Below are 20,064 nucleotides of genomic sequence, written 5' to 3'. Positions count from 1 at the left end.
CTAAGCCAACGTAATACGCACTTTTTTATTCTTTAAACGAGTATTATTTAGTTCTTCTATCAACTTTTTTGCTTCGCTTACAGGTACTGCTATAAAAGCACAATCTTGTTTTAATTCTATAACTCCTAATTGCTCTTTTGTTAAGTTTCCTTTTTTAAAGAATAAACCTGCAATATCTCCTTTTGATATTTTATCTTTTCTTCCTCCAGATATAAATAAAGTTTCCCAATAATGCGTTTTTAATTTTTCTTTCTGAGAGATGTCTGTATTCGGAATATTCGCAAGAAATTCTGGTAAACTTTCTTTTTGCCATTTTAAAATATATGCCGTTCCTTTTGCATTTACTCTTGCCGTTCTACCATTTCTATGCGTAAATTCCTCTATTCTTTCTGGTAATTCGTAATGAATAATATATTTCATTTCAGGAATATCAATTCCTCTTGCTGCTAAATCTGTAGCAATTAAAACCTGACTAGTACCATTTCTGAATTTAATCAATGAACGTTCACGATCTCTTTGTTCCATCCCTCCAGAAAAACAACTATGCGCTATTTTATTTTTGGTTAAGAACTCACTTACGTGATTGATACTTTCCTTTAAATTACAAAAAATAATTCCTTGATGATTTCCTATATGTTGTAACAAATTAACCAATGTTTGGTTTTTGTTTTTTATAGGAGAAACAACTGTTTTTAAGGTTAATTGTCTAGATTTTTTTCCTGTTAAGTAATTTAATACTGTAGGTTTATTTAAACCTACAAATGCAGGAATTTCAGTTTCTTGCGTTGCTGATGTTAAAATACGCTTTTTTAGGTTTGGTAATTGATTGATAATACCTCTCATTTCATATTCAAAACCTACTTCTAACGATTTATCAAACTCATCTAAAATTAACGTTTTTATGCTGTCTTTAGAAAAACGTTCATTTGCAAAATGATCTAAAATTCTTCCTGGAGTACCAATTAAAATACTTGGCGTATGCTTTAATTCGGTTTTATCTTTCGCCATCGAACGACCACCATACACTGCATTTACTTTTAAGCCGGTTCCCATTTCTCGAATTACCTGTTCTATCTGAATCGCTAATTCTCTTGAAGGTACTAAAATTAAAGTTTGAATTTCTTTATTTTCAAAATCTATTAATTTTAACGCAGGCAATAAAAAACCTAAGGTTTTTCCTGTTCCTGTTGGTGAAAGTATAACGGTATTTGCATTTGTATCAATTACCGAAATAGCTTTTTGCTGCATTTCATTTAACTCATAGATATTCAATTTTGCTAAAATATCTTCTTGTGTTTTCATTGTCATTGCCATAATATTTAAATATCTATGAAGTTTTTATCAACTGCAAAGATAAGTAGTGTTTATTTATTTACCCCTAAAACCCTACTTATTAGTTGTTACTATTTTAAAATTATACATCTTTTTATTCATTTTAATAAATTACTTAAAAAATTTAACAACGAAAGTTGATAAATTAAATTATTTTTGCTCGGATTTAAAAATTTTCAAGACTTGTTAAACTACTATTCTTATGAGCATGCTGTTTCTAACCAATGGGTAACATTTGTACATGGTGCTGGCGGAAGTAGTGCTATTTGGTACAAACAACTTCGTGATTTTAAAAAACATTTTAATGTTTTAATTTTAGATTTACGTGGCCATGGAGATAGTAAATCTGTTATAAAATCTACTTTTAATAAAAAATATACTTTTGATGCTATTACAGAAGATATTTTAGAAGTTATTGATTATCTAAAAATAAAAAAATCGCATTTTGTTGGTATTTCTTTAGGTACAATTTTAATACGAAACTTAGCAGAAAAGAAACCTAGTTTAGTGAGTAGTATGATTATGGGAGGCGCAATTATTAAATTTAATTTACGCTCTCGTTTTTTAATTTTTGTAGGTAATTTATTTAAATCAATTGTACCTTATATGTTATTATACAAGCTTTTTGCTTTTATAATAATGCCTAAAAAAAATCATAAAAACTCTCGCTTATTATTCGTTAACGAAGCAAAGAAGCTATATCAAAAAGAGTTTTTACGTTGGTTTAAATTAACATCAGAAATTAATCCGCTATTGCGATTATTTAGAATGAAAGATCTAAAAATACCTACCCTATATATTATGGGTGATGAAGATCATTTGTTTTTACCTTCTATTAAAAATGTGGTTGAAAAACATGTAAATGCTTCTTTAGTGGTCTTAAAAAAGTGTGGGCATGTAGTTAATGTAGAACGAGCAACTGTATTCAATAAAAAAACAATCACATATATAAACTCTATCTCTTAAAAGAAATTTAATTTTGATGTTAAATAAATAGCATCAATATCGTTATGCTATTATTTCGTAATCGATATTTAGTTTTCGTAAAATTCTTAAAGCAGAACCTGAATTTTTATCTTCAATTTCAATATCAACTGCGTCTCCTTCTAAAAGAATACTTGTAAGTTCATTTGCTAAAGATGCATCAATATTAAATGATACCTCAGCAATACAATTAGCTATTGCTCTTTTATCTGGCCTTTGAGCATCACAAGACAATAAGTTTAATTTCATATTAATAGTTTATGAATGCAATATAGTTGAATAGAATTACCTCTTATCGCTCTTCTTCTTTTATTTAGTGAAGATTACTTTTTAATTCAAAAATTAAAACCTTTTTTAACTACAATAACACTCGTGTTATTTTCTATTTAAAGGACGACCTCTTGGTTCATTTGCTTCTTGAAGTACAGCATCCGAATGTAAAAATTTTACAGCTTCTGCAGATCCTTTTACTTTTGATGCACTACGCTGTAACATTTCTAATTCAAAACCTTTTAATACACTTTCTCTGATTCCAATTTTTCTCCATTCTGATAAAAGCCTACATCCTTTAGATATTCCTCTAGCTAATGCCAAGGCATCTAATAAAGCCTGATTCGCTCCTTGCCCTTTAAACGGACTCATAGGATGTGCTGCATCACCAATTAGTGTTACTTTTTTTTCTTCGGATAATAACTCTGGTTTTAATAATTCTCTATCATACACCGGATATCCTGAAATATTACTTTCATCAGTAGCTTCTAAAATTTGTGGAATAGGATTGTGCCACGGAGTTCTTCGACAAGCTTCTTCTTTAAGAGCTTTAGGCACTTTTTCGCTTAATTGTTTTGCAGCTTCTTCTGACATCGGAAAGCTGAGTTGCCACATAATAGCATCTGATGCAAAAGGCATCATATAAATACGTTCATTTCCATTTGCTGTTTGAAATACAGTAGCGGAATCTAATAAAGAACTATCAACATTTTTAATATCTTTTAAAGGACAAATACCTAATATTACAATACAATCAAGATAACGTAAAGGTGTAATGGCTTCGCCAATTAAAAGTTTACGCACCGAACTTCGAATTCCGTCTGCTCCAACTACTAAATCTGCCTTTGCTTTTTTAATTTTCCCATCAACTTTAAAACTCAATTCAATAAATTCATCTTCAGATTCATTAAATTTAATTAATTGATGTCCCCATTTTACAGATTTATGATTTCCTAATTGCTCTAATAACTCGAATCGTAAAGATTGTCGTGCTATATGTACATTTGTTCGTTTAGGAGAAGTTTTAGCACCAGAATCCATCCACTTTCTCATGCCCCATTCTCCGATAACTTTTCCTTCGGAATTATGAACTACATGCTTTGTTGAAACAACGCCTTCTTTCAATTTAAAAATCCCCAATCCTTTAATAGCATTACTCGCTTGTTGTAGCGTAAGTCCGTAACCTTGTGATCTTGAATTAAAACTATCATCACGTTCATAAAGTGTGAACGGAATTCCACGATGCAAACACGCCACAGCAAGTGCAACACCACCAATACCACCACCAATTATAGCTACTTGCGGATAATTTTCTGTATCTGCTATTGGATGCTTATCAGCCTCTAATAATCCTGAGCCATTACATTCTAAACAAGAATATTGTACTGCTTTAGGACGAACAGGAGCGGCTCGTTGCTTGTCTGATTTTTCATAAGCAGCTGATGCTGTTTGGTAACGAAGTTTTACATTTTTACGTATTCTCTTGTTTTTCTTACCGAATCCTTGGCATTCTTTACAAACCGTAAAACTTGATGTTGTTTTTTTAGCTGTTTTCAATTATTTTTTTAGTGAAATTTACACGCTTATACTTTCAATTTAGCTATTCTTATTAAATATGCATTCCATTTAGTTTCTATTTTACAACTTTTATCCATTCTCCTTTTGTTCTTGCTATATAATCATTATCATACATCGCCTCTACTTGCACGCCTGGTAAATAATAGGTTCCTAAATACGATGCATTTAATAACACTCTAAACGTTTTACTTTCATACTTTTTTAGTGTAAAATAGTTACTAATACTAGCATCCCGTATATCCGTAAAATCTACTTGAGATGATGTTGTGTTATTTCCAAAATCAGTAAAACGAGTATTTATAATTTCCCAACCTGAAGGAATAAACTGTGTTAACGCTACATTCTCTACAGTATCGTTTGTACTATTTTTTACGGTAACTTCTGCTACAAAATTGGTTCCTTGCGATAAATTATCAGGCATTATACGATTGCCATCTTTTGTTTTGTAAATAATTGTTGTTTCTAAATTATTCTGAAATACTTTCTCTTCTCCGACTGGTAAAATTCCTTTGTTAAAAACACGTACATATAACACTCCACTATTTTTATTTACTATTTTAAAAGTGTTTTCTTTAGTGATATCTTCAATATCTTCAGCATACAATGCTTTTGATATTTCAATATTTTTTGAGTTTTCATTTAAAGTATAACTCGCATTAATCCCTGTACTTCCACCATTTTGAAGCGCATATTTACTCATCGCTAATAAACTATAAGCAGTTGTTTGTGTGCTCATCCATTTATTGCTAGATAAACTTTCAGCGATTTCTTTCGCTAACTTAATGGCTTTTGTTTCCTCTTTTAACAATGTATAAGTAGCTAATGCCATGGCTTTATTACGAATTTCAGATCCGTAATTAGAATAGCGTCTTTTATTATAATCATTTGCTGTTAAACCACCTAAAATTCCTTTTGCAATAGATTGTTTACCAATCAACGCATAGGCACTTGCCAATCGCATTTTTGCTTCGTTAGAAATTCCTTTTGTTTCTCGTAAACGATTCATCGAAGCAATATCTGCACTGTTTGCCAAACTTAATGTATACAACCTGTATGCTTGTGATAATGCATTGTTATAATAGGTTGAATTATTTCGCCAATTACGTGCTTGTTGCTTTTGGTAACCTATCCATTTCGATTTAAAACCAATTGGTAAAGCGTACCCTTTTTTAGCAGCTTCAATCATAAAATGACCTGCGTATGAAGTTCCCCAACTATTTGCATTTCCGTTTCCTTGCCAATAAGACAATCCGCCATTTGACACTTGAAAATCAGATAAACGCTGAATCGTTGCTTTTATATTTCGCTCTATATCTTGTTTTTTTCCTTCGGGTAATTCAAAAATTTCTGCTAAATATAACTGCGGAAAAGCACTAGAAGTTGTTTGCTCTACACATCCATGTGGATATTGAATTAAATATCCCATACGTTTGGTAAAATTCATTGGTGGTAATGTAGACAATTCTATACTTGCTGTATTAGTGCCTTTTGTACCAAAGGTGGTAAAATTAAGCTCCTTTGCCTCATTTGATTTTAATACCAAATCTTTTACCTCTGTCGTTACAGGGTTCGGATTTAAAACATCTATTTCTACTTCGTAGGATGCTTTTTCACGACCAGAAACGGCATCAATCTTTACCTTTCCTATTCCTTTAAAATCATTTACTTTTAAGGTAAAATAAGCCATCTTTTCATCTGGTTCATTAAATGATAAAGTTTGAGTCTTATCTCCTACAATTGTAAATGATTCATTTGGTTGTACTGTAATTTTCACCTTTTTTACTGAAGGTAACATTGCAAAAACAGTTACTGGTAAAGTTACGGTTTCTTGTGGTGTAATTTTACGTGGTAATGATGCTAAAATCATTACAGGTTTACGCACAAAAGCAGTTTTTTCATCACTACCATAGGCATCATTTTTAGCATTTGTAGCTACCACCATCGCTCGTACAGAACCAACATATTTAGGTATTTTAATTTGATGCTCTTTTGTAGCTCCTTTTGCTAAGTTAAAAGGCTCTAAATAGGTTACCATCGGTTTAAAACGATTGGCTTTTTTATTTTTACTTCCAGCTTCGGCTTCATCACCACCAATACTTAATATCTGATTTACTTTTCCGCCATAGGCGCCAATTACATCATCAAAAACATCCCAAGTTTTAACGCCTAATGATTGACGCGCGTAAAAAGTGTTCCAAGGATTTGGAGTTTTAAAACGTGTTAAATCTAACAATCCATCATCAACCAAAGCAATTGTATAGGTCATTGCTTTTCCACCTTTTTCTTTCACCTTTATTTTAGCGATTGACTCAGGTCTTAACTCATCTGCTAAGTCAATTTCTGGCGCTAATTTCGTTGCAGGATCGTTTACCAACATTGGTATAGAACCGTACATACGAATTGGTAAATCGTTGGCCGTTTGACTGTGTTTTTGTAATAACGAAATATTTACAAATACATTGGGTGTATAATTTGCCAATACGGGGAATTTAAATTCCGTTTGTTTTGCTGCTGTTTGTACCCAAAAGTGATTTAGTACTTCGGTTCCGTTCTCAATCGTAATTAAAGCTCTTCCTCCTTCAGAAGAAGGAAATTTTACCGTAGCTGTTTCATTTACTTCATACGATTCTTTATCGGTAGTAAAAACCAACATCGTGGCATTGGTTTTATCTTGACTTCCTTTTTTCTTTCCGTACCAAGATGGCCAATCGAAATAAGCTATATTCGAAGTAATGTGTTTACTTTTCTTATCGGTTACTTTTATAAGGTAACGTCCCCAATCGTTTTCACTTATTTTTAAATCGAACGAACCTTTACCACTAGCATTTGTTTTTACTTGTAGTGTTTTATATGTTTGATGATGACGTGTACCATCGTAATTAGAAAGCCCGTTATCTGCAGTACTCCACCACCAACGCCATGATAATTTATAAACTTTTACTTCTAAATCATTTGCAACTCCTACTCCATTTTCAGTAACTGTTGCTAAATTAAACGTATATTTTTCATCCGTAAATAAATAATTTTTAGATTGTTGTTCAGCTGCATTAAGTAAACCTACATAGGTTTTATAAGGAGATACTTTTTTAGAAAAAACATCCGTACTAAAATCACCTCCATTTTCATAAACCTTGGTTATAAAACTCGCTTTTAACATTCCCGGAGCTTTTTTGTCTAACCTTGGTTTTACAGAAAAACTTGTTTTCCCTTCACTATTTAAAGTTCCTTCTAACACCTTAAACTCTTCTGTTCCAAACCTACGCGTAACATCATCAAAATTATAATTTTTGAATTTTGAAAATTCTGTTTTCGATTGCGTAAACTTACCGTTAATATCTAATTTTAAATTTCTAGCAATTGCTCCATGTAACCATTTTACATCCACATCTCCTTCAATTGGTGTATCAGCTTTTATAAAATCTGCTTCGGTTTTAAGTTTTATTTTTAAACGATTTGGTTTTATGGTTTCTATTTTAAGTGTTTTATTAAAAACTGCTCCACCAACACTTACTCTTAACTTCCAATTTCCGGTAATACCATCTTGGTTTGTTTTTGGCGCATAAGCATACACATTATTTAGGTTTTTAAAAAGTACTTTTCTTTCTATTATTTTTCCCTGCGGATTTAATAACTCAAATTTAATAGGATGATTTTCCGGTATCGGATTCGCATTATCATTCAACACAAAAGTCAAAAATAATTGATCTCCTGGACGCCAAACACCACGTTCGCCATAAATATATCCTTTAATTCCTTTTTGTAATTTTGTTCCAGAAACATCAAACTTACTCATAGAAAGTGAATTTCCATCATTCAGTCTAATGTAAGTGGTGTTTTTATCTTTGGTAACTACAGCAAAAAAAGCATTTTTAATTCCATCGAAATTAACAATTCCTTCTTTATCTGTTTTTACATTTACAATAGGTTGTTGTTGTAAATTATATAGCGTTACGTTAGCATCAGAAACCGGTTTGGTTGTTAATAAATTAGTTACCGCAATAAAAGTTGTGTTGTTATTACCTTTTTTAACGATTGCTCCTAAATTTGTAGCTAAAATATTAGTACTCTTATTTTTATTGTAATAGTATGAATTTGAACACGGATTATCTCTTTCATTCCAACGATAGCTATAATAATAGTCATTATTATAATAATTAGGATTGTCGTATTGTTTGGTATCTATTTCTTTTTTACCATAAACTATGGTACTATTATTAGTAGTTTCATCGCAAGAATAATTAGAATATTTTTGATTGAAAGAAAAATCAACTCGATACATAGCTCCGTCTTCAATCGTTAAGACTTCAGTCAAATCTATCCCAAAAGCGTTTTCTTTCGTTAAATCTACTCCCTGATTCGTAAGATTTACCGTGTATTTAGCTTCAGGTCGCCCAACATAACGTAAATTACCTTGGTTACCTAAATTATTATTTTGTAAAAACTGTAATACATTTTCTTTATAAATTTTAAATACCGTTACATCAACAGCTTTTAAATTAACTGCATTAAAATTAATTTTAAGATTTTTTGAATTTGGCAATATCGTTCCACTTTTTATAAATTTTACCGAAGGCTTTAATTGCTGAAAATGTAATGTTTTACTAAACGATTTTTTTAAAGCATAGTTTTCTGCATTTTTTATTCCTTTAAATATTTCGATATTTACCTTATCCTTAAAAGATGACTGCGGATAAATAGTTACTATATTATTGGTGATTTTATAGGTGAATTTTCTTTTTTGAGTATTTGCAAACTGAATTAATCCCTTTAAATCTTGTGATTTTTTTATGGGATCTGAAAAACTAATTTCAATATGTTGCTTATCAGTATTCGTGACTTCTACATTTAAAACCTTAAAATTATTTTTCCCTGTAATTGTTAATTCTCGGGCACCTTTTGAAGTAGATTTTATAGCATCACCATTCCAAGAAATTTTTAAAGCCTCATCATCAACAAATCGTTGTAAACTATCTATTTTAAAATATACTTTAGAGGCTAACTTCTCGAAGGTTTGAAACTTTACTTTTGCTTTACTCCCTTTATAATTTATCTTTACTATTTCTGATAATTTTTCTTTTTCAAGAACATCACTTGCTGTTAAAACTCCCTCTACAAAATACCATTCTTTATTATATACTTTTGGTGATTGTAAAGCAACATTAAACAGCAACTCTTTTGTTTTTACTTCAATTGTAAAATCTTTTAAAGCAGCATCAATATCTTCGTATAATTTTGATAAATGAAGTGTTATTTTGTATTCTTTATTGCTTACTAATTTTTCATTCGGCACAAAAGAAATCTCATTATTATTTAATGTTACTGTTCCTTTAACATTAGGAACCATCGTAATTATATCATTAGTAATATTAGCTGTAATTTTCTTTTTTAAGATAAAATCGAGTTTTGGCGTAACCGAAATCAATTTTTCAGGAAAAACAGTAACATATTCGCTATATGCGTTTACATTTCTTTCTGTTTCTATACTATTTTTACAAGCATTTCCAATAAATACCAATAAAACTAAAGCAATAAGTTTTATATTTTTTTTCATAGCAAAATATTTTTTTTTTGAAGTCCTTCAAAGTTAACATTTTTATATATTTTTCTTACTTTTTTAGTAATCAAATATCTAAAAAAGAGAAGAGTACTTATTTTAAGTAAAAAAAAGAGCACTATTACTTTCTTAAATGTAATAATCCTTAGTTTTGCAAACGAAAAAATGAATTTAGAATATGTTAGGATTACAATTCGAGACTAAAACCTCTTGGGCAGATATTGCTAAAGATAACTTACAGCAAATATTAACAGATCATGCTTTTTTAGAACAAAAAGCGGCTTCAAATGCTGTTTCTATAATTATAAATTATTCTGAAGAAACCGAACTTGTACAAAGTATGAGTGAAATTGCCATTGAAGAAATGGAACATTTTAAAATGGTGCATGATTTTATGGTAAAACGCGGAATGGTTTTAGGAAGAGAACAAAAAAACGACTATGCGATTCAACTACAAAAATTCTTTACCAAAACAAAAGACAGAACCAACGCACTTGTGCAACGCTTATTAATTGCCGCTTTAATTGAAGCAAGAAGCTGTGAGCGTTTTAAAGTTTTTTCTGAAAATATGGAAGATGAAGAATTGTCTAAATTTTATAATGATTTAATGATTTCTGAAGCCAATCATTATACCGTTTTTTTAGGTTTTGCTCGTAAATACCAAGACAGAAAGATTGTTGATGAAAAATGGGAAGCTTTAGTTGCTTTTGAAGCCGAAATGATGAGGAACCGAGGAAATAGCCCTAAAATACACGGATAATGTTTAGCAAAGAAGAATCAGCACAATTACGTAAAGAGTTTTGGACAAGCTTCGGAAAATCATTCCCAAGAAAATGGTTACTATATAACACTAAAATAAAAGGATTTGCTTTTAAATTTCAGGCAGACCGTAAAAAAGCTTCTGTTTGTTTAGATTTTGAACATTTAGATGAAGTTGCTAATGAATTACTATACGATCAACTATTGTCGTTAAAAACTATTTTAGAAACCGAATATTTACCAGAAGTAATTTATCATGATAATTTTGAATTAGATAATCGAAAAATTATCCGCCGCATATATGTCCCTTTTGATAAAAAATTTAGTATTCATAACAAAGATACATGGAGAGATTGTTTTGAGTTTTATGTAGAAAATATGGCGCAATTTGAATTATTTTTTTACGAATACGAAGATTTTATAAGACAAGCTATTTAACTCAGGAAAAACACCCTTTTTACTAATAATCAAGTATTTAACTTTTTTACTCTAGTTATTTAGACTACTTTTGAAAAGTTTTTAGTAAACCCCTAAACCCCCCAACAAATGAGTAACCAACCCCTAAGGTTATTAATAGTGTTATGCGCACTAGTTTTAACATCATGTTCTTCAAACGATGAATTAGATTTAGCTCAAGAAAATACAGAAACACCCACCACTTTTACAGAAAAAGGAATCGAATCTGAGATTTTAAGTCGTATAAATGACTATAGGGCTTCCAATGGCTATTCCACATTAAACAAACTGCAAGTAATTAAATCGCAAACATATAATCACACTAATTATATGATTGATAAAGACAAGGTTTCTCACGATCTTTTCTTCCAACGTAAAGAGTTTTTAAATAAAAATGCCAATGCTAAAGGTGTAGGTGAAAATGTTGCTTACGCATATTCTTCAGCAGCATCTGTTGTAAACGCATGGATAAATAGTGAAGGACACAGAAAAAACATAGAAGGTGATTATACCCACTTTGAAGTGACTGCCGAAAAAGATAGTAATGGAAAATGGTATTTTACAAATATTTTTGTGAAAAAATAATTCATCAAAGTAACATCTTACAACAATATATATTGTTTATTTAAACAAAAATGACCGACTTTTTTATGTATCACAAGTGATACATAAAAAAGTCGGTCATTTTACTATATATTACAGACAGACTACATAATTAATAGTCTTGATAATTTATATTAACTACTCTTCTTCTGGTGGTGGATGTCCAAAAATATCTTCATATATTTCATCAAAATTAGAACGTAAATGAGAATTTAATTTTTTTCTATAGTCATCTTGTAACCAATCAATAAAATTATGAGTACTCTTGCAAATACATTTAGAATATCTATGAATTCTATCATCTATTTCTCCGCCTAATTTCTTTGCTAAAATTAAAGCGTCAAAAACATCTTCACTATTCTCTACACAAATTTTTGCGTGATGTATTATTGATTTTTCTAAAACTTTTTTAGATGATTGTCCTGCTTGAATTGTGTCAATATAAATTTTCTTTACATCAAAATATAAATCTTCTGAATTTGAGAACTCTTTTTTAATATCAGCAGGTAACTCATACTTAAACTCATTTTCTATATCTTCATCAGATAATAAATTATCTAAATAAAAATTAGGCGCTCTAAACATTTTATGCCAATCTAAATCAGCTCCCCAAGGTCCGAAACGATGAAAGTTGTTTCCTAAATCAATTACATTAAAATCATTTTTTCCTTTAAAAATACGAGACCCTCTACCAATCATTTGATAATAAAGTGTCAATGATTTAGTAGCTCTATTTAAAATTATCGATTTGACTGATGGTTCATCAAATCCGGTTGTTAAAATACTTACCGAAGTAATAATTGCATTTGGTGTTGCATGAAACCATTTTAATATAAAATCACGTTCTTTCTTTGTATTCGTATTATCTAAATGCGCGATAGGATATCCTGCCTTTTTAAAAGTATCGTATACGTGAAGTGATGTATTAATTCCGTTATTAAAGATTAACGTTTTTGTACCTTTAGCACGTTCTTCGTAAGCTTGTAAAAGCTTCGATAACATGTCGGTATTTGTATATAAATCTTCCGAAGACTTTACGGTATAATCACCGTTTGCGCCTATTTCTAATGATGTTAAACCAACATTATATGAAAATACATTCGCTCTTGCTAAATATTCATTCTGAATTAAAGTACCAATACTTTCACCAGCAATTAAATCATCATAATTGTCTTTCATTGGTAGTTTAATATTCGAACTTAAAGGCGTTGCTGTAACACCTAGTACGAATGACTTGTCGAAAAACTTAAATAATTTTGTGAAAGAATTATAATGGGCTTCATCAATAATAACCAAACCTACATCAGAAATATCTAACATATCGTCATTTAAACGATTGTTTAATGTTTCAACCATTGCTACAAAACAACCATAATTATCTTGATCATCTAAATCGGCCTTACTATCAATAATTTTATTATCTACACCAAACTCTCCAAGCATTTTTGCTGTTTGCTTGCATAATTCAATACGGTGTGTCATTATCAACACCTTTTTATTATAATGTTTTATAAACTGGCGAGTAATTTCTGAGAAAATTACAGTTTTACCTCCACCTGTTGGTAATTGATATAATAAATGATAATTTTCAGGAGCATTTTCAAAACTTTTAAAAATTTTAAAAAGCGCTTCTTTTTGGTAATCGTATAAATTTTTCCCTTTCGTTTCTTGTGTTATTGTGATGTCGTCGCTCAATTTTATACTTTTTTGTAATAAGCAAAAATACGATGTATTTAAGTAAACTCCTTTAAAAACCGTGACTTTTTTAGAATTTCTTTAAATCAATTTGAGCAATATCATAATGAGAAGCATGTGCTACAACGGCTCCTTTTTTAACAACCAATAACTGAGGAGATTGATGTAAAACTTGAAATATATACCCTAATTCATCAGACACTTCTCGATATGATAATAAATCGAGGTAGTATATTTTAAAATCTTTTAAATCCTCATCAAAACTATTTGCAAAACGCTTAATTACCATACTACTTATACCACATCTAGTAGAATGCTTAAATACTGCAACGGCTTCGTTTTCTGATTGTTTTTTAATTTCTTCTAATTGCGCTGTAGATGTTAAAGGAATCCATTTTATAAATGATTCTTCTTGTACTTCCTTTTCATTCTTCCCTCCAAATATTGTGCTAAATACTCCCATTTATATATATTTTTCAAAATTTGTCGATCTAAACAACTAAACCTTACAGTAAGCCAAAAAGTCAGCTTAAATAATAAAAATAAGACTTTTTGTCTTCTTTACTATAGCGTTTATTATTGGTATTACTTTTGACTTTAGCTATTTGGAAAAGATAAATAACCTACAAATTATGAATTTAAACAATTATACAATAAAATCGCAAGAAACCATACAAAAAGCGCAACAGCTAGCACAAAGTAATGGTAATCAACAAATAGAAAATGAACATATTTTTAAAGCTTTATTTGTTGTTGATGAAAATGTACTCCCTTTTATATTAAAGAAACTAAGCATAAATATTAGTGTTCTTCAACAAATATTAGACAAGCAATTAGAAAGTTTTTCTAAAGTTACAGGAGCAGAATTAATGCTTTCTCGTGAGGCGAATAAAACTTTAAATGAGGCAAGTATTATCGCTAAAAAAATGAACGATGAATATGTTTCTATCGAGTATTTAATTTTAGCAATCTTTAAGTCGAAAAGTCAGATTTCTCAAGTATTAAAAGATCAAGGGGTTACCGAAAAAGGATTAAAAACCACTATTGATGAGTTACGAAAAGGAGAGCGGGTTACATCGCAAAGCGCGGAAGAAACTTACAATTCTTTAAATAAATATGCCAATAACTTAAATAAATTGGCGCAAGACGGAAAACTAGACCCTGTAATTGGTCGGGATGAAGAAATTCGTAGATTATTACAAATTTTATCAAGACGAACAAAAAACAACCCAATTTTAGTAGGTGAACCTGGAACAGGAAAAACCGCTATTGCGGAAGGTTTAGCGCATCGGATTATTAGAGGTGATGTTCCCGAAAATTTAAAAGATAAAGTAATTTATTCGCTAGATATGGGGGCTTTAATTGCAGGTGCAAAATTTAAAGGTGAGTTTGAAGAACGCTTAAAATCTGTAGTAAAAGAAGTAACTACATCCGAAGGTGATATTGTTTTATTTATTGATGAAATTCACACCTTAGTTGGTGCTGGTGGCGGGCAAGGTGCTATGGATGCTGCTAATATTTTAAAACCTGCTTTGGCTCGTGGTGAATTACGTGCCATTGGAGCAACTACTTTAGATGAGTATCAAAAATACTTTGAAAAAGACAAAGCATTAGAACGTCGTTTTCAGAAAGTTATGGTTGATGAGCCAGATACCGAAAGCGCTATTTCTATTTTACGTGGAATTAAAGACAAGTACGAAACGCATCATAAAGTGCGCATTAAAGATGAAGCTATTATTGGTGCGGTAGAATTATCGCAACGTTATATTACCAATCGGTTTTTACCAGATAAAGCGATTGATTTAATGGATGAAGCTGCTGCAAAACTACGAATGGAAATCAATTCTAAACCAGAAGAATTAGATGTTTTAGATCGTAAAATAATGCAGTTAGAAATTGAAATTGAAGCAATTAAACGAGAAAATGACGAGATTAAACTAAAATCACTCAATGCAGATATTGCTAATTTTAAGGAAGAACGCAACGAGATAAATGCCAAATGGCAATCAGAAAAAGCCGTTGTAGATGCAATTCAGCAATTAAAAACTGATATTGAAAACTATAAAATTGAAGCCGACAAAGCTGAACGTAATGGAGACTATGGTAAAGTGGCAGAATTGCGTTATGGTAAAATAAAAGAATCACAAGAAGAGCTTGAAAAACAACAAGTAATTTTAGCCAATCAAAGTGAAAACGCGTTAATTAAAGAAGAAGTTACTTACGATGATATAGCTGAAGTTGTTGCAAAATGGACAGGCGTTCCTGTTACAAAAATGATTCAGTCCGAGCGCGAAAAACTTTTAAAATTAGAAGCTGAGTTACACAAACGAGTAGTTGGACAAGAAGAAGCTATTGAAGCTGTTGCAGATGCCGTTCGTCGCTCTAGAGCTGGATTACAAAATCCGAATAAACCAATAGGTAGTTTCTTGTTTTTAGGAACCACCGGAGTTGGTAAAACAGAGCTCGCAAAAGCTTTAGCTAGCTATTTATTTGATGATGAAAACGCTATGACCAGAATAGACATGAGTGAATATCAAGAACGTCATTCGGTTAGTAGATTAGTGGGCGCACCTCCTGGTTATGTTGGCTATGATGAAGGCGGACAATTAACAGAAGCTGTTCGTAGAAAACCATATTCTGTTGTTTTATTAGATGAAATTGAAAAAGCACATCCTGATACTTTTAACACGCTTTTACAAGTTTTAGATGAAGGAAGACTTACAGATAATAAAGGACGTGTAGCAGATTTTAAAAACACTATTATAATTATGACTTCTAATATGGGAAGCCATATTATTCAAGAGAAGTTTGAGAATTTTAAAGGTGATATCGAAACCACAATGGAACTAGCAAAAACAGAAGTTTTAGGTTTATTAAAACAAACTGTTCGACCAGAATTTATCAATAGAATTGATGATATTACCTTGTTCACTCCATTGTCACAAGACGGCATTAAGCAGATTGTAAGAATTCAGTTGAATAATGTTAAAAAAATGATAGCTGAACAAAACATCACTTTTGATGCTACCGATGAAGCAATTGCTTATTTAGCTATTAAAGGATATCAGCCTGAGTTTGGTGCAAGACCAGTGAAACGTGTAATTCAAAAAGAAGTATTAAATCAATTGTCTAAAGAAATTTTAGCAGGAACGGTAACTACAGACAGCATTATTTTGTTAGATGCTTTTGATAACAAACTAGTTTTCAGAAATCAATCTGATTTAATAGAAAATTAGAAGTTAGTTTTTATAGTTGATTAAAAGCGATGTTTGAAAAAAGCATCGCTTTTTTTATTTTAACTATATTCGTTACTTAAAATCATAACCATGAAAAAACACCTTTTAGTATTAGTCGTTGTTTTTAGTTCATTAATTTCTTGTACACAAGAAAAAACAACTACTTATTATTTAATTCGTCACGCAGAAAAAGATAGAACTGATGTAACTAATAAAAATCCTAACTTAAATGACAAAGGGTTAGAACGTGCCAAGAAATGGGCTACTTATTTTAAAGACATCAATTTAGATGCTGTATATTCAACAAACTATAATAGAACAATGCAAACTGCAAAACCAACTGTTGAAAGTAAAGGATTACAAGTTTTATCTTATAGTCCTAGAAAATTATTTGATAAAAAATTTCAAAAAGAAACTAAAGGAAAAACAGTTTTAATTGTCGGTCATAGTAATACAACACCTTTTTTTGCTAATAAAATTTTAGGAAAAGATAAATATCAACAAATAGATGATAACAATAATGCAAATCTTTACATTATAACTGTTAATGGTTCTAAAACAAGTGTTTTACTTAAAAATGATTAATTATAATATTTAAAAAAATTATTGACCTTTCTCTTTTATTACATAACAAAAACAAAGTAATAAAAGAGAAAGTCAATAACAATCAACTACTTAATTTCAATATTATTTAACACAATTTCAGAAATTTTTTTTAACTTACCATCTTCATATAATTTATCAATTGTATAAAAATCAATATTTTTATCTAAGGGCTTATAATTATTATAATCCACAAATCTAATTCCGTTTACAAAATTTTCTTTTTTCACATCTCTAAAACGAACACCACCACCGTTTGTATGGTATTTATAAGCTAAGTAAGTTAATTTAAAATCCTCTTTAGCGAACCAATAAATAAATACATCATCAAAATCGGTTCCGCCACCTTCTTCAGAAAAAGTTACTTGAACTTTATAGTACGTTTTCCCTTTTATAATTACAGGTTCTAACATTTTTTTACGAGCTGCAGGATCATTTAAGCCGTAAGGTAAAACAGCAAAATAATGCACCGAATTTACAGAGTCTCCAAAACCTTTTTTGTCTTTTTCTGATAATTGAATTAAACTATCATTTACATAACGCTTAACCCCTTCGTTCGACAAAACATCTTTTATAATTACCGAATCTTTTTTTGAAATTTTCTGAAACTCATAATTACCATTATTCCTTTTTGCTATATAATTATTCTTTCTAAACGAAAAAGATAAATTTGAGTTTTCAACAACTTGTAAGTTCGATTTATTTATCGAATTATCTATCACTTTTTGCGCATTAATCCCATTATCAATAGGCTTACATGATACTACAAAGAACAACAATACTATTAAATATCTCATAAAAAATTATTAAATAAAACCCATTTTAAAAACTCAAAATTACAAGAAATTATTTTATATAATATTTAAAATTGTGTTAATTAACAAGTCAATAAAAAATGTAAATTTCTTATCATTTTTAACCAAATACACATTATTACCTACCAAAAATAAAAAAATAATATCATTGCATAATAAATTAACTAAGGGTACTACTCAAATAGTTATATTTGCTATTGAGATATGCAGAAAAAAATTAACATACAGAATAAGAAAGCTCGTTTTGAATACGAGATTATTGATAAATATACTGCGGGTATTCAGCTTACCGGTACCGAAATAAAATCGATAAGGCTTAGTAAGGCACGTATAACCGAAAGCTTTTGTGAATTTAATGAGCAAGGAGAGCTTTTTATCATTAATATGTATATTGAAGAATATGCTTTTGGAAACCACTACAATCATAAAACCACAAGTGAGCGCCGCTTACTATTAAATAAACAAGAATTAAAAAAACTAGAACGAGAAGTTGAAGCTAAAGGGAGTACAATTGTACCTCTTAAACTCTTTATTAATAATGATGGTTGGGCTAAATTAGACATTGCTTTAGCAAAAGGTAAAAAAACGCATGACAAACGTCAAACAATGAAAGACAGAGATAACAAGAGAGATTTAGCTAGAATTAAAAAAGATTTTAATTAAATGAATACTCTAAAAGTATTTTTTAATATTGTTGATTGGAAAAGAATTCTATATTTTTCTTTTGTAATTTTTTTAGCTAAATATTGTTTTTTATATGGATTTGGTTTTGAGACAACTTTATCTTTCCTAGACATAACCTTATTTACAACTTCATGTATGTTTTTTTACATATCTATTTATGTATTAAACTATTATTTTCTTAATAAAAATAAAAAAACAGCTAGATCTTTACCTAGTTTAAAAATTAGTTCTTACATACTTCTTCTTGCAGGACTTTTATTAGGTATTTATTTATCTTTCAAAATACATAGACCTTATTTTTCATTACTATTTCTCTTCTCCTCTATTTCTGCATACATTTACTCAAAATATTCTATACAGAAATCTTTTTTAAGTCTTTTATTTAAATCTTTCCTATTACCATTTACAATATTATCAGTTTGGTGGATTGATTCTCCTGTTAACCTAACAACAACACAATGGAATCTATTTTTTAAGCTTCAATTCATTACTATGATTTATATATTATTATCTTTTTTAAGCACCTTAACTGAGGAAATAATAATAAGCATCACCAATATAAATGAGGATAATTTTAAAAAAAACAAAACGCTACCTATTCTTTTGGGAAGAAAAAGAGCAAAAAACGTTACACTAACTATGATGGTTTTTTCTGCTTTTTTAATCTTATTTTTAGCTTTTAGCTTCTTTAAAATAGAATATCTTTTTATAACTATATTAACTTCTACCTTAATACCTCAAATATATATTATATACCTTTCAATTAAAACTTCAACAGATAAAGAGTATAAAAAATTACTTAAAACAATGAAAATATTTCATGTTTTCGGAATTATAGGTATTCTATCAATCGCTTATTATTTTAAATATGTTGTCCAGTAAATTAGTCGATTATTCCATAATTTTAGCTTCAAATTCACCACGAAGACAAGAATTAATAAAAGATTTAAATGTACCTTTTATAATCAAAACAAAAGAAGTAGCAGAAATATATCCAGGACATTTAAGAAAATCAGAAATAACAGACTTTCTTTCCGATTTAAAATCGAAGCCTTTTGAAAATGAATTAACTGATAAAGAATTATTAATAACTTCGGATACCATTGTTTGGGCTAACAACAAAGCGCTCGGAAAACCAAAAGACTATAATGAAGCTTTTAAAATGCTTACTGAATTATCTAACAACACCCACGAAGTAATTACATCGATATGTATTTCAAACAAAAACTTCAAAAAAATAATTAACGATACTACCAAAGTTACCTTTAAAAATTTATCATCCGAAGAAATAGCGTATTACATAAATACTTATAAACCATTTGATAAAGCTGGTGCTTATGGTATTCAGGAATGGATAGGTAAAATAGCTATTACTAAAATAGAAGGAAGTTATTTTAATGTTATGGGCTTTCCTGTTCATAAACTTTATAAAGAATTATCAAATTTGTAACGCTGCTTTTTTTATAAAAGATTATTTTTGACGCGTACAACACAC

General features: G+C 29.8%; 16 protein-coding genes. 9 read left to right on the top strand and 7 right to left on the bottom strand.

From position 1 onward, the window contains the following. A complete protein-coding gene (locus PG912_RS06470; protein WP_275688932.1) occupies positions 1-1,314 on the bottom strand; it encodes a DEAD/DEAH box helicase in 1,314 nt (437 codons plus the stop codon). A 201-nt stretch (positions 1,315-1,515) separates the two neighbouring features. On the opposite strand from PG912_RS06470, the gene PG912_RS06465 reads away from it, so the two are divergent. Then, complete coding sequence (locus PG912_RS06465) at positions 1,516-2,298, top strand: alpha/beta fold hydrolase (RefSeq protein ID WP_260585865.1); 783 nt, start codon at positions 1,516-1,518, stop codon at positions 2,296-2,298. Positions 2,299-2,340: 42 nt separating this feature from the next. Here the strand turns inward: PG912_RS06465 and PG912_RS06460 are convergent, their stop codons facing one another. The 3 genes from PG912_RS06460 to PG912_RS06450 form a co-directional block, all read right to left on the bottom strand. Beyond that, positions 2,341-2,565, bottom strand: coding sequence for a hypothetical protein (locus PG912_RS06460; protein WP_275688931.1), 225 nt, complete (start codon positions 2,563-2,565; stop codon positions 2,341-2,343). Between the two features lie 126 nt (positions 2,566-2,691). Beyond that, positions 2,692-4,143, bottom strand: coding sequence for an FAD-dependent monooxygenase (locus PG912_RS06455; protein ID WP_275688930.1), 1,452 nt, complete (start codon positions 4,141-4,143; stop codon positions 2,692-2,694). Between the two features lie 76 nt (positions 4,144-4,219). Then, positions 4,220-9,715, bottom strand: a complete 5,496-nt coding sequence (locus PG912_RS06450) for an alpha-2-macroglobulin family protein (RefSeq protein WP_275688929.1) — start codon at positions 9,713-9,715, stop codon at positions 4,220-4,222. A 181-nt stretch (positions 9,716-9,896) separates the two neighbouring features. On the opposite strand from PG912_RS06450, the gene miaE reads away from it, so the two are divergent. From miaE to PG912_RS06435, 3 genes are all read left to right on the top strand, one after another. After that, positions 9,897-10,478 (top strand): tRNA-(ms[2]io[6]A)-hydroxylase, encoded by a 582-nt coding sequence (miaE, locus tag PG912_RS06445; protein ID WP_260585861.1) that lies wholly within the window; start codon positions 9,897-9,899, stop codon positions 10,476-10,478. Next, on the top strand, positions 10,478-10,915 hold the full coding sequence (locus tag PG912_RS06440) for a DUF4268 domain-containing protein (protein WP_260585860.1): 438 nt from the start codon (positions 10,478-10,480) through the stop codon (positions 10,913-10,915). Before miaE ends, PG912_RS06440 begins: the two co-directional genes overlap by 1 nt. A gap of 108 nt (positions 10,916-11,023) precedes the next feature. Further along, positions 11,024-11,518: a CAP domain-containing protein gene (locus PG912_RS06435; protein ID WP_275688928.1), complete on the top strand. Its 495-nt coding sequence runs from the start codon at positions 11,024-11,026 to the stop codon at positions 11,516-11,518. A gap of 156 nt (positions 11,519-11,674) precedes the next feature. Here the strand turns inward: PG912_RS06435 and PG912_RS06430 are convergent, their stop codons facing one another. Both PG912_RS06430 and ytxJ read right to left on the bottom strand, forming a co-directional pair. Then, positions 11,675-13,231 (bottom strand): DEAD/DEAH box helicase, encoded by a 1,557-nt coding sequence (locus PG912_RS06430; protein ID WP_275688927.1) that lies wholly within the window; start codon positions 13,229-13,231, stop codon positions 11,675-11,677. 70 nt (positions 13,232-13,301) lie between these two features. Beyond that, on the bottom strand, positions 13,302-13,694 hold the full coding sequence (gene ytxJ / locus PG912_RS06425; RefSeq protein ID WP_275688926.1) for a bacillithiol system redox-active protein YtxJ: 393 nt from the start codon (positions 13,692-13,694) through the stop codon (positions 13,302-13,304). Positions 13,695-13,863: 169 nt separating this feature from the next. Between ytxJ and clpB the strand changes: the two genes are divergently transcribed. After that, the gene (clpB, locus tag PG912_RS06420) at positions 13,864-16,467 is read left to right on the top strand and encodes an ATP-dependent chaperone ClpB (RefSeq protein WP_275688925.1); all 2,604 of its coding nucleotides are present in this window, start codon (positions 13,864-13,866) and stop codon (positions 16,465-16,467) included. 90 nt (positions 16,468-16,557) lie between these two features. After that, positions 16,558-17,052, top strand: a complete 495-nt coding sequence (locus PG912_RS06415; protein ID WP_275688924.1) for a SixA phosphatase family protein — start codon at positions 16,558-16,560, stop codon at positions 17,050-17,052. A gap of 86 nt (positions 17,053-17,138) precedes the next feature. On the opposite strand, the gene PG912_RS06410 is transcribed toward PG912_RS06415, so the two are convergent. Further along, complete coding sequence (locus tag PG912_RS06410) at positions 17,139-17,867, bottom strand: DUF6503 family protein (protein ID WP_275688923.1); 729 nt, start codon at positions 17,865-17,867, stop codon at positions 17,139-17,141. A gap of 222 nt (positions 17,868-18,089) precedes the next feature. On the opposite strand from PG912_RS06410, the gene smpB reads away from it, so the two are divergent. The 3 genes from smpB to PG912_RS06395 are packed head-to-tail and all read left to right on the top strand — an operon-like array spanning position 18,090 to position 20,019. Then, positions 18,090-18,548: an SsrA-binding protein SmpB gene (smpB, locus tag PG912_RS06405; protein WP_260585851.1), complete on the top strand. Its 459-nt coding sequence runs from the start codon at positions 18,090-18,092 to the stop codon at positions 18,546-18,548. Then, positions 18,549-19,451 (top strand): UbiA prenyltransferase family protein, encoded by a 903-nt coding sequence (locus tag PG912_RS06400; RefSeq protein ID WP_275688922.1) that lies wholly within the window; start codon positions 18,549-18,551, stop codon positions 19,449-19,451. Beyond that, on the top strand, positions 19,438-20,019 hold the full coding sequence (locus PG912_RS06395; RefSeq protein WP_275688921.1) for a Maf family nucleotide pyrophosphatase: 582 nt from the start codon (positions 19,438-19,440) through the stop codon (positions 20,017-20,019). Before PG912_RS06400 ends, PG912_RS06395 begins: the two co-directional genes overlap by 14 nt. The last annotated feature ends 45 nt before the right edge of the window (positions 20,020-20,064 follow it).

The organism is Tenacibaculum retecalamus, from assembly GCF_027941755.1.
Classification (GTDB): Bacteria; Bacteroidota; Bacteroidia; order Flavobacteriales; family Flavobacteriaceae; genus Polaribacter; species Polaribacter haliotis_B.
The sequence above is the reverse complement of the archived record's forward strand: the minus strand, read 5'-3'. Positions and strand labels throughout refer to the sequence as shown.